Genomic DNA, 12,334 nt, shown 5'->3' with positions numbered 1-12,334 from the left:
TTACTCTATATTGTTATATAATTAGCGTTATTTTTGTGTCTACCTTGAAGTGTAAACTTTGAGGCATGATTCGATTTTGTTCTCCTTGAATTAAGGATTTTTTATGATTGATTTTTCCCAATCAGTGCCAGAACTGGTCTCTTGGGCAAAAAAGAATGATTTTTCGATCGCTTTGCCTGTGGAAAGGTTAGCTTTTTTATTAGCTATTGCCGTATTAAATAGCGAACGTTTTGACGGTGAAATGACGGAATCTGAATTAATTGATGCTTTTAGGCATGTTTCACAAATTTTCGAGCAGAGTGAAGACACTATTACATTGCGAGCTAATAATGCTATCAATGATTTGGTACGCCAACGCTTAATCACACGTTTTGCAAGTGAAATGACAGACGGTTTTTCGATTTATCGTTTAACTCCGTTAGGGATAGGTATTTCTGATTATTATATTCGCCAACGTGAATTCTCAACGCTGCGTTTATCCATTCAATTATCTATTGTTGCGCAAGAGTTAAAACGAGCTGCAGATGCAGCCATCGAAGGTGGTGATGATTTACATTGGCATCGAAATGTCTTTGCGCCATTAAAATATTCAGTCGCTGAAATTTTTGATAGTATCGATATCACACAACGAGTGATGGATGAACAACAAGCTGATGTTAAACAAAATATTTCTGCCTTATTAAGTCAAGATTGGCAAGCAGCAATTAGCAGTTGTGAAGGGTTACTGACTGAAACATCACAAACATTGCGGGAGTTACAAGATACTTTGGCTGCTGCAGGTGATAAATTACAAGCCAGTTTACTTTTAATACAAGATGCGACGCTTGATAATCCAGAACTCGATAAAATCAACAATGTAGTTATGGATCTGCAAGGTAAACTAGATCGAATTATTGGTTGGGGGCAAAAAGCGATTGACCTTTGGATCGGTTATGATCGCCATGTTCATAAATTTATTCGTACTGCTATTGATTTAGATAAAAATCGTGTGTTTTCGCAACGCTTACGAAAATCGATTCAAGGATACTTTGATTTGCCTTGGTCACTCACTTTTGCTAATGCCGATCGCTTACTAGATATGCGTGATGAAGAATTGGCACTACATGATGCTGAGGTAACTGGAGAATTACCTTCGGAACTTGAATTTGAAATGATTGAAGAGATTCAAGAACATATTATTGCTCATATTGAACAAAATTTAATGGTATTTAAGCAAGAAAATAAACCACTTGATATGGGCGCTACCATTCATAACTATTTGGCTCAGTTCCCGCGTGAACAACATTTTGATATAGCGAGATTATTTATTGATCAGGCTATTCGTCTCGGTATTGCTGAAGATGATTGGCTTGGAATTCCTGCCGAATGGAAACCTATTAACGATTATGGAGCTAAGGTACAAGCACATGTCATCAACAGATACTAACGATTTCGAAACACAACAAACCGCACATCATCTTGATGAAGTTATGGGGCGCATAGTCGCTAGTTCTCAAGCTTCTATCGATAAATATATGCCCGTTAAATTGGCCCAAGCAATTGCTAATCCGATCTTTCCAGAACTGGATAGTTTACTACGCTCTGGCCGTCATATTGGTATTGATGAACTTGATCATCATGCTTTTCTAATGGATTTCCAACTTGAGCTTGAACAATTTTATCAACGTTATAATGTTGAGCTAATCCGTGCGCCTGAAGGATTTTTCTATCTTCGTCCTCGCTCAACAACATTGATTCCTCGTTCAGTATTATCGGAGCTTGATATGCTTGTTGGCAAAGTACTTTGTTATTTGTATTTAAGTCCCGAGAGATTAGCGCATGAGGGGATTTTTACCTTACAAGAATTGTTTGATGAACTGGTTTCATTAGCAGATGAAAGTAAGTTACTCAGATTAGTAAACCAACGTTCAACAGGTTCAGATTTAGATCGCCAAAAACTATTTGATAAAGTAAAAACAGCGCTAAATCGCCTGCGTCGACTAGGTATGATTTTTTTTATTGTTGGTAATGACAGTAGCCGTTTTCGCATTAACGAATCAATTTTCCGTTTTGGTGCAGATGTACGAAGTAGTGATGACGCACAAGAAGCGCAATTACGCCTAATTCGAGATGGCGAAGCAATTAAAATCGAATCAGCACTTATTTTAGATGATAATAATGAAGAACAAGATGAAGATGTTAATGAGGAGACTGAATAATCATGATTGGACACGGTAAATTTCACTCATTAACGCTAATTAACTGGAATGGTTTTTTTGCACGAACTTTTGAGCTTGACCAATTAGTTACGACATTATCTGGTGGTAATGGTGCTGGTAAATCAACTACCATGGCGGCATTTGTAACTGCATTAATACCTGACTTAACTTTATTACACTTTAGAAATACAACCGAAGCTGGAGCCACATCAGGCTCACGAGATAAAGGCTTGCATGGTAAATTAAAACCAGGCGTCTGTTATTCTATACTGGACGTAATTAACTCACGGAACCAAAGGATTATTTGTGGTGTACGTTTGCAACAAGTAGCAGGGCGGGACAAAAAAGTCGATATCAAGCCTTTTTTATTGCAAGGATTATCTATCAGTGTAAGCCCAACAGAGTTGGTTACGGAGCGTTTAAATGATAAACAAGCGCGAATCTTATCGTTACCAGAGTTAAAAGATAAAGCCGAATCAATGGAAGGCATTATCTTTAAACAATTTAACTCAATTACTGATTATCATTCGGTTATGTTTGATTTTGGTATTTTACCAAAACGCTTGCGCTCTCCATCTGATAGAAGTAAATACTACCGTTTGATTGAGGCATCACTTTATGGTGGTATCTCAAGTGCTATTACTCGTTCCCTACGTGATTATTTATTACCAGAAAATAGTGGTGTGCGAAAAGCTTTCCAAGATATGGAAGCCGCATTACGCGAGAATCGGATGACGTTAGAAGCCATTCGAGTAACACAATCGGATCGTGACTTATTTAAACACTTAATTACTGAGTCAACTAATTATGTGGCAGCTGATTATATGCGCCATAATAATGAACGCCGAGTTCATATAGAATCAGTACTTGGCCTGCGCCGTGATATGTTTAAAACACAAGATCTGCTTATAAGCAATCAATACCGCCAAGTTGAAATGGCAAAAGAACTTAAAGAACATCAAGATGCGCAAAGTGATTTGGAAACCGACTTACAGGCGGCTAATGATCACCTCAATTTAGTGCAAACAGCATTACGTCAACAGGAAAAAATTGACCGTTATCAAGCAGATTTAGATGATTTAAACTTAAAGTTAGAAGAACAAAACGAAGTGGTACTTGAAGCGAATGAACAGTACCAAACCTATCGTGAGCAAGTAGAACAAACAGAACAAGAAGTTGACGAAATCAAGACTCAATTAGCTGATTACCAACAGGCTCTTGATGTTCAACAAACACGTGCAATTCAATACCAACAGGCCTTACAGGCGTTAAAAAATGCTCAGTCATTATGCCAGTTACCAAAATTAGGTATTAGTAATATTGAAAATCACTATGAATTGTTTGAAGAAAAGCAAAAAGAGATCACGGAACAAGTTCTTGAACTCGAGCAAAAATTAAGTGTATCTGATGCGGCAATTAATCAGTTTGACCGTGCTTATCAATTAGTGATTAAATTAGTTGGCGATGTTACCCGAAGTGACGCTTTTGCGGCAGCTAAAGAAGCATTAAGACAATGGCCATCACAATGTTACCATGCAGAACAAGCCGAGCATTTACAGCTACAACTAGATGAGCTTGAACAACGATTTTTTGAACAAAAAGAAGCAGAATCGTTATTAACACAATTTTGTAAACGTATTGAACGCCAAGTTAATTACGATGAACTAGATGATTTAAAACAAGAACTTGAATTGCAATTAGACGAAACAGCCGAACGAGCTAATGAATCTAGCGAAAAACGTATCGAATTTAGGCAAGAGCTTGAACAAATTCAATCAAAAATAGCTGATTATCGTCAAAAAGCTCCACTATGGTTGAAAGCACAAGATGCATTAATCGCTTTACAAGAACAAACTAGCGAACAGTTTAATAACAGTCAAGATGTCACTCAACATATGCAAAAACTGCTAGAAAAAGAGCGAATACTTGTTACTGAGCGAGACCAAATTAGTTTTAGACGCAACCAATTAGATGTTCAAATTGAGCAACTAAATCAACCTAGTGGTGTCGATGATAGCCGTTTGTCTTCGTTAGCAGAACGATTTAATGGTGTATTACTTTCTGAAATTTATGAAGATGTAACAATTGATGATGCACCTTACTTTTCTGCATTATATGGTCCATCAAGACAAGCTATTGTTGTACCAGATTTATCATTAGTTAAACAGCAATTAGAAAACCTTACCGCAAGTGATGAAGATTACCCTGAAGATATCTATTTTATCGAAGGTGATCCGTCATCATTTGATGATAGTGTTTTTGATTGTGAGGAAATGAATAAAGCGGTACTTGTCAAAACGGGCGATCGTCAATGGCGATTCTCAAGCTTTCCTAAAGTACCACTATTTGGTCGTGCTGCTCGTGAGATTCACCTTGAAAAATTATCTGCCGAACGTGATGAATTACATGAGCGCTATGCAACTATCTCATTTGATTTACAAAAATTACAACGAATTGAACAAAATGTTGGGCAATTTATTGGTCAACATTTAGGAGTTGCTTTTGATATTGATCCTGAAGCTGAAGCGCAAAAATTAATGACAAGACGCACTGAAATTGAACGACAATTATCGTCTCAGGAAAGTATTGATAAACAAAATCAGCAACAGGTTACTAATTGCAAAGAACAATTAGCAACCATAAATCGCTTGGTTGCGCAAATGCATTTATTGGCTGATGATGATCTTGTCGATAGGGTTGACGATTTACGTGAACAAGTTGCACAAGCACAAGAATCTGCGCAATATGTTAGCCGTAATCGCAATACCATTTCAGAACTTGAACCAGTTTTAGCTGTTTTACAAAGTGATCCTGAGCTAAATGAAGCTTTACGAGAACAATACAATACGGTTAAAGCACAACAACAAACTATCCGCCAACAAGTTTTTGCCTTAACTGAAGTAATGCAACGTCGTGCCCACTTTAGCTATGAAGACTCGGCAGGTATGTTAAATGAAAATAGTGATTTAAATGAAAAATTACGTTCTCGCTTAGAAATCGTCGAAACTCAAAGAACTGAAGCTCGCAGCCAGATGCAACAGTATCAAGACAAATACAATCAATATAATCAAACGCTAGCTTCGCTTAAAAGTGCATTTGAAACCAAGCGCGATATGTTGCATGAGCTACAAAAAGAAATTGAACAAATTGGGGTAAAAGCCGATGCGATCACTGAAGAACGTGCTCGATTACGTCGTGATGAAATCCATCAAAAATTAAATAACAATCGTCAACATTGTACATCGCTTGAAAAGCAACTCATTATGTGCGAAAGCGAAATGACACAATTGCAAAAACGGCTAACTCAAACACTGCGAGATTATAAGCAACTACGCGAACAAGTAGTGCAAGCCAAAGCGGGTTGGTGTTTAGTTTTAAGGCTTGTTAAAGAAAATAGTGTTGAACGGCGTTTACATCGACGTGAACTTGCCTATTTAAGTGCGGATGAATTGCGCTCAATGTCAGATAAAGCATTAGGCTCCTTACGTTTAGCTGTTAATGACAATGAACATTTGCGGGATGTATTAAGACTATCAGAAGATCCAAAACGCCCAGAACGTAAAATCCAATTCTATATCGCTGTTTACGCACATTTGCGTGAACGGATTCGCCAGGATATTGTTAAAACTGACGATCCAATTGAAGCCATTGAACAGATGGAAATTGAATTGTCACGCTTAACAGAAGAACTCACTTCGCGTGAACAGCAACTGGCAATTAGCTCGAAGAGTGTATCGAATATTATTCGTAAAACCATACAGCGCGAACAAAATCGTATTCGTATGCTTAACCAAGGATTACAAGCAGTGGCATTTGGTCAAGTTAATGGCGTGCGTTTAAATGTCAATGTTCGCGAAGCTCATTCAACTCTTTTAGCTGCACTTGCCGATGAGCAAAATGAACATCAAGATCTATTTAGTAATAATCGTATTACCTTCTCAGAAGCGTTAGCTAAACTCTATCAACGTTTAAATCCACATATTGATATGGGACAACGAACTGCTCAAAATATTGGTGAAGAACTGCTAGATTATCGAAATTATCTTGAAATGGATGTTGAGGTGAATCGAGGTGCAGATGGTTGGTTACGTGCTGAAAGCGGTGCATTATCAACGGGTGAAGCAATTGGTACAGGTATGTCAATTTTACTTATGGTGATTCAAAGTTGGGAAGAAGAATCCAAACGACTTCGGAATAAAGATATTTTGCCATGTCGTCTACTATTCTTAGATGAAGCAGCTCGACTAGATGCCAAATCAATTGCAACACTATTTGAACTTTGTGAACGATTAGAAATGCAATTAATCATTGCTGCTCCAGAAAACATCAGTCCTGAAAAAGGAACAACCTATAAACTCGTACGTAAAGTTATCAATAACCAAGAACATGTGCATGTAGTTGGTTTGAAAGGTTTTGTTTAACTTTTTTTGTTTACTAGACATCTTCGTCTACCTTTATCGGTGAAGATGTTCTATTTTAATTTATTTATATGCTATTTAGCTAATAATCGAACGTTTTATTGAATTGAATACCAGCAATCGATTGAATCTGAACAATAAATCGTTTTTACATCTACAATCAACATTCCCAATGCTTTTATTTCTAGTGATGATTGTTTTGTATATTTCTAAATATTGTCATCTTATTTTAACCATTCCATCAAAGAAAAAATTTTATATGTAAGAAAACACCGAGTTGTTTACACTTCATGGTTAAAATAATCCTCTAAAAACTCATAAGGCCTTTTTTTCCAAAATTGCTTTATGGGGTTTAACAGTATTATCAAAATTAATAAAACTCTTAACTTTTTATTTTCTATCTTTTTAATCGCTAAATATTTTTTAGTTATGTCACGTTGCTATTAAAGTATGCATCACTTTTTTGGTTTTCCCATTCGTTTGTTATTAGGTAGCTTTAATGTGTGTTTGGTTTATCCAATTAAGCTATGAGCAAATCAGAGTATTGTGCCTACATACAGTTTGTTGATATTGAATATGTATAGCGTCTTTATAAACAATTAACTATTCAAAATATTGCTGTTGAAGAAAAGCTTGATGGTGCAGATTTTGAAATAAGTTTTTTAACAAGTTTGGTCCTCATATTGAGACAAAAACCAAGTAATCGCAATTAAATCCGCTGATCCGCCAGGGCTTAAATTACGTTTTATTAATTCACTATCAAGATGATATAAATTTTCTCGTACTTTGGGATTGATTACGCCACCTTGTTTGATGAGTTTTTTAGCTTGTTCTTGGACAAAGGACAAGCCATCAAGTCCACCTCGTGAAACTACATTCGTGTCTTGATTAAAAGCAAGTAAATGTAACATCGCTTGTAATAAGCAAGTTTCTTCATCATAGCCGTTCTTTTGCATTTGTTGAAAGATAGGCAGTGAGATATTTCTAACTGTTGCATAACCTGATTCTGCTTCTCCTCTTGCTCCTGTAAGGTTATGGAGTTTAAATAGCTTTTCACCAACAGAGTTTGTTAGATTATTTTGTTTTAGCTCGCTTTGAACAATGCCTTGGCAAATGGATGAAACTTCGTTACAAATGCTTTGTATATTGATTGGTAAGTTTAATTGCTCTAACTTGCCAATAGCGCCGAGCAGCAAACCAAAGGCAAATATCCCGCCTTTATGAGTATTAACTTGATTGGTGGCTTTAAACATCGTTTGTTCGCAATTAATACCAATTGGTCTAATGCCAGCTAAAAAAAGTTGATTTTTATGCAAAGCTGATGTTTTACCATATTGGTAAAAACGTTCAAACCAGACACAAATAGCACTAATACTTTGAATAAAGGTTTGGAAATCCATATCACGATGTGCTCCACTATTATTCATATCAACTAATCCGGGTTTTGGTGATAAGCAAATTTCTTTGATTAATGCTTTAGTTGCTAATTGCGCAGGTAAACATCGGTTAGGGTCATTATTGAGTTGTAATTCTAATAATGCTAGTTGCTGAGAATAATCACTCATTACTATTGGTTACCTATAGGGATTCGATTTAATTAATTTGCATGATGCTATGATGTAAACACCAAGCCACTCTTTTAAATGGATTGGTGTGTGATAAAACTAATAATCGTTATGTGTTGATACAGCTAGTACTTCCCGATTTCCATTATGGCTTGGGGCGCTAATAATGCCTTCTACTTCCATTTGTTCGACAATTCGGGCTGCTCGGTTGTAGCCAATTCTAAATTTTCGTTGTACGCTAGAGATAGAAGCTCTTCGTGTTTCTATGACAAAAGCAACAACTTGGTCAAATAATGGATCGAGTTCTTCATCTGACGAGTTGGAATTGCCATTTTCGCTATCATCGGTCGCAACTGTGACATTTTCAACGTATTTTGGTGTTCCACGTGCTTTCCAATCTTGCACAACGGCGTGCACTTCTTCATCACGCACAAATGCACCGTGAACACGAATTGGAATGGAGCTATTAGGGGCTAAATAAAGCATATCTCCCATACCAAGTAATGATTCTGCTCCCATTTGATCTAAAATAGTGCGAGAATCAATTTTGCTTGATACTGTAAAAGCGATACGAGTTGGTATATTCGCTTTGATTAAGCCCGTAATGACATCCACCGATGGACGTTGTGTGGCTAAAACTAGATGAATACCTGCTGCTCGCGCTTTTTGAGCAAGCCGTGCAATTAGTTCTTCGACTTTTTTACCGACAGCCATAATCAAATCAGCAAACTCATCGACCATGACCACAATATAGGGTAATTTTTCGAGTGTTGGCATATTAAGATCCATACTATCAGTTGGTTTCCAAAGTGGATCGGGAATTGGTCTGCCCATTTGTTCTGCTAGTTTTATTTTTTCGTTATAACCAGCAATATTACGCACACCTAATGCTGACATTAGACGATAGCGTCGTTCCATTTCGTTAACACACCAATTTAATGCATTAGCGGCATCTTTCATATCAGTAACCACTTGTGTTAATAAATGTGGTATTCCTTCATAAATAGATAACTCTAGCATTTTGGGGTCAATCATAATAAACCTGACATCTTCAGGTTGCGATTTATATAAAATGCTTAAAATCATCGCATTAACACCAACTGATTTACCCGAGCCAGTAGTACCAGCAACAAGTAAATGAGGCATTTTAGCAAGATCAGCAACCACTGATTGCCCAGCGATATCTTTCCCTAATACGACAGTTAACGGCGATTGAGCATCTTTAAATTGAGGGCTGTCTAAGACTTCTCTAAAATAGACTGTTTGACGATTTTTATTGGGCAATTCAATACCTACATAAGGTTTTCCCGGAATAACTTCAACTACACGAACCGATGGCATTGATAATGATCGTGCTAAGTCACGATCTAGCGTTGAAATTCGTGCCGCTTTGATACCCGGTGCAAGTTCAATTTCAAATCGAGTAATCACCGGTCCCGGTAAATAATCAACCACTTTTGCCTTAACTCGATAATCCGATAAACTTTTTTCAATCAGTTCCGACATTGCGTTTAAGGCACCATGATCGACTTCGATTCGAGCTGTTGGTGGTGCAGTTAATAAGTTCAGTGACGGTAGTGGCGTAGTCGGTTTAGGTAACGGTTTATCATTACGTCTTAATAACGGATGAATTAAGCTATCTTCGTCATTTTCATTGAAATGATTATGTTGAATATCTTCAACACGATCTTCTTCAGGATAGATATCGTCAATAATTGGATTTGCTTTTTTTAGAGCTTCAGTGTCAACATATTCTAGTTGCTCTACGTCTGCTTTCACTTCTTTTATTTCAGTTTCAGTCTCTGTATCTGTTATGTTTTCTATATCTTCTATAGATGCAGTGTCTTTTGTACTTGTAATAACCTGTGGTTCTTGAATAAATGGTTGTTTGGTTTCAGTTGTTTCTATAGCTGAAATGCCGATTGATGATTCAAACGGTGTTTGTTCATTAGTAAAATTAATTTTGGGTTCGTTGTGTACTGATGTAAACAGTGGTTTACTTGGTGAATCTGAAATTGTGTATTTTTCTGATTCATCAAATGGTAATTTTTCTTCTGATTTTTGTGTTTGTATTACCTGTTTTATTTGTTCTATTGATGAAGACAAGGTTTGCTCTTGATCTGGAGTAGCTTTGTTTCTATTCATGTTTTGAATAATTGATTCAAGGCGAGATAAAATCTCGTTAGGATCGAGCTCTTTATTTGGTGGATTATCACTTGTTAGAGGCGCTGTTGTTGACTGTGGTACTTGAGTATCTTTGTGGGATGATTTGATTAATTCATCGGTTGTTTTTATTGAGATTGTTTTATCGTCAGTCGATATGATGGTATTTGCAGTCTGATTTTGAGTTGTTTCAACACTAGAGATAGTATTTGATGTTGGAATGATATTGGTATCATCATCTGATTTTTTATCTAGTTTTGTATCAAAAGGTATTGTAAATTGAGGATCTTTTATTTCCTCATTAGTCTGTGCTATTGGTTTTTCGTTTAGTGAATCTGGTTGTTTAAGTTTATTGGCTGTACGAGGCTTAATTAACCATCTAATCGGTAGTAGTAAAATCATGACAAAAGCACCTAATTTTTCAATTAGATTCAACCATGATAATCCAGTTAATAATGTGACACAAGCCAAGCAAGTTGCAAGAAGAATTAAGGATAAAGTAATACTATCTATAATTGGTAAAAGGCTTTCGATGACAATCGCACCTAAATAACCGCCCGCTTCAAATTGTTCAGAATCAGCAATATTTAAAGCAAAAAATCCTGTAGCACTAAATATAAATGCTAACACACCAATAATCCGAAATGAAAGACTAAAGTAGTTTATAGGATCATTAGCATGTTTATAAAAATAAACGATTGACTGTAAACAAATAAAAATAGCGATAAAAGGTAGGCTATAAGCAATAAAGCCTAAAAATTGAAAAAGAACGTCACAGATGTATGCACCAATATAACCGCAAAAATTACTAATAGGGTAGTGCCAAGCCGTACGAGACCAACCGGGATCGGATGGATCGTAACTGAACTGTGATAGAAATAAACAAACAGATAAACCTATTATTGTTAGTAGAATCAATTGAGTGATGATCTGTTTTTTTGTCATTTTGGGCTTTTTCAAACAAGTACCTAAAAACTATTGCTATTAAAATAGCTAGTATTTTATCATAAATTGTGCTTGCTCACAGACCCAATACCGTCTAAAACGCAATTTATTGTTGGGTTATTATGCAACAGGAAGTAGGCTAGTTTTAAATCTTATACCATTTTGTACATATCGTTGTGCATTAGTGATATTTGCTGTAATGTCAGCTTTAGTTAATTTGCGGATAATTTTTGCGGGTGATCCCATAATTAAACAACCTTCTTCATAAGGTATAGTGTGTGTTACTAGCGAGTTGGCGCCAACAAGGCAATTTTTTGCAATTTTAGCATTGTTTAATATAGTACTACCCATACCAATTAATACATTATCTTCAATGGTGCAACTATGTAGGATAACATTATGCCCAATAGTGACATTCTCGCCAATAATGCAAGGGATATCTGTTTTAATAAACGATGGGATGACATCTGTATAACCAGTATTATTATCTATTCTTGTGACATAAGGTTGTAGTTGTTTTAACGGAAATAAAAAACACTAGCGACAATACATATTAATTTTCTAGATTTCTCTAGATTATTAAACATGTTCTTTTCGAAAGTTCTACTTTATTTTGTTAATAACAGTACAATTGCATCTCCACCGTTAACGGCTAACTCCTTAAACTGTTTTACAGATGCAATTGTAATATTTATCAATCCGTTAGTATCAAATGCGATAGAAGGAATTATTGATATCGTTAATATTCGATGTGTAACTCTCCCCTAAAATAATACAGCAAAAAAGTAGAAAATTCTCTATGATAAAAGTAAAGAGGATTTAAACATGAAAAAAATGACTGAACATCAAATCGTCGCTATTTTAAAAGAAGCTGAAGCGGGTATTCCGGTTAAAGAACTCTGTCGTAAATATGGCATGGGTAATTCAACTTTCTATAAATGGCGGGAAAAATACGGCGGAATGGAAACTTCGGATATCAAACGCTTAAAGGAGCTGGAGGCTGAAAACCGTAAGCTTAAACAGATGTTTGCCGAACTGAGCTTAA

At 36.1% G+C, this 12,334-nt stretch carries 6 protein-coding genes and 1 pseudogene; 4 read left to right on the top strand and 3 right to left on the bottom strand.

Annotation, left to right across the window (positions count from 1 at the left end):
* The first annotated feature begins 103 nt into the window (after window positions 1-103).
* The 3 genes from mukF to mukB are packed head-to-tail and all read left to right on the top strand — an operon-like array spanning window position 104 to window position 6,619.
* Window positions 104-1,426 carry a chromosome partition protein MukF gene (gene mukF, locus A9G43_RS09775; RefSeq protein ID WP_065608633.1) on the top strand — a complete coding sequence of 441 codons (1,323 nt, stop codon included), beginning with the start codon at window positions 104-106 and terminating at the stop codon, window positions 1,424-1,426.
* A 43-nt stretch (window positions 1,427-1,469) separates the two neighbouring features.
* Window positions 1,470-2,198 carry a chromosome partition protein MukE gene (gene mukE, locus A9G43_RS09770; protein WP_080702356.1) on the top strand — a complete coding sequence of 243 codons (729 nt, stop codon included), beginning with the start codon at window positions 1,470-1,472 and terminating at the stop codon, window positions 2,196-2,198.
* A gap of 2 nt (window positions 2,199-2,200) precedes the next feature.
* On the top strand, window positions 2,201-6,619 hold the full coding sequence (gene mukB, locus A9G43_RS09765) for a chromosome partition protein MukB (protein ID WP_065608632.1): 4,419 nt from the start codon (window positions 2,201-2,203) through the stop codon (window positions 6,617-6,619).
* Window positions 6,620-7,278: 659 nt separating this feature from the next.
* Here the strand turns inward: mukB and citG are convergent.
* The 3 genes and pseudogenes from citG to A9G43_RS11190 all read right to left on the bottom strand — a co-directional run bounded on the left by citG (window position 7,279) and on the right by A9G43_RS11190 (window position 11,715).
* Window positions 7,279-8,181, bottom strand: coding sequence for a triphosphoribosyl-dephospho-CoA synthase CitG (gene citG, locus A9G43_RS09760; protein ID WP_081298117.1), 903 nt, complete (start codon window positions 8,179-8,181; stop codon window positions 7,279-7,281).
* 99 nt (window positions 8,182-8,280) lie between these two features.
* Window positions 8,281-11,262: pseudogene (locus A9G43_RS11440) on the bottom strand (DNA translocase FtsK 4TM domain-containing protein); the annotation flags it as partial.
* Between the two features lie 147 nt (window positions 11,263-11,409).
* Entirely contained in the window at window positions 11,410-11,715 is a 306-nt protein-coding gene (locus A9G43_RS11190; RefSeq protein ID WP_255308791.1) for a gamma carbonic anhydrase family protein, read from the bottom strand.
* A gap of 399 nt (window positions 11,716-12,114) precedes the next feature.
* On the opposite strand from A9G43_RS11190, the gene A9G43_RS09745 reads away from it, so the two are divergent.
* On the top strand, window positions 12,115-12,334 hold a 220-nt coding region (locus A9G43_RS09745; protein WP_065606286.1), incomplete at its 3' end, for a transposase.

The sequence above is a fragment of the Gilliamella sp. Occ3-1 genome, from assembly GCF_001690655.1.
GTDB lineage: Bacteria > Pseudomonadota > Gammaproteobacteria > Enterobacterales > Orbaceae > Gilliamella > Gilliamella apicola_P.
The sequence above is the reverse complement of the archived record's forward strand: the minus strand, read 5'-3'. Positions and strand labels throughout refer to the sequence as shown.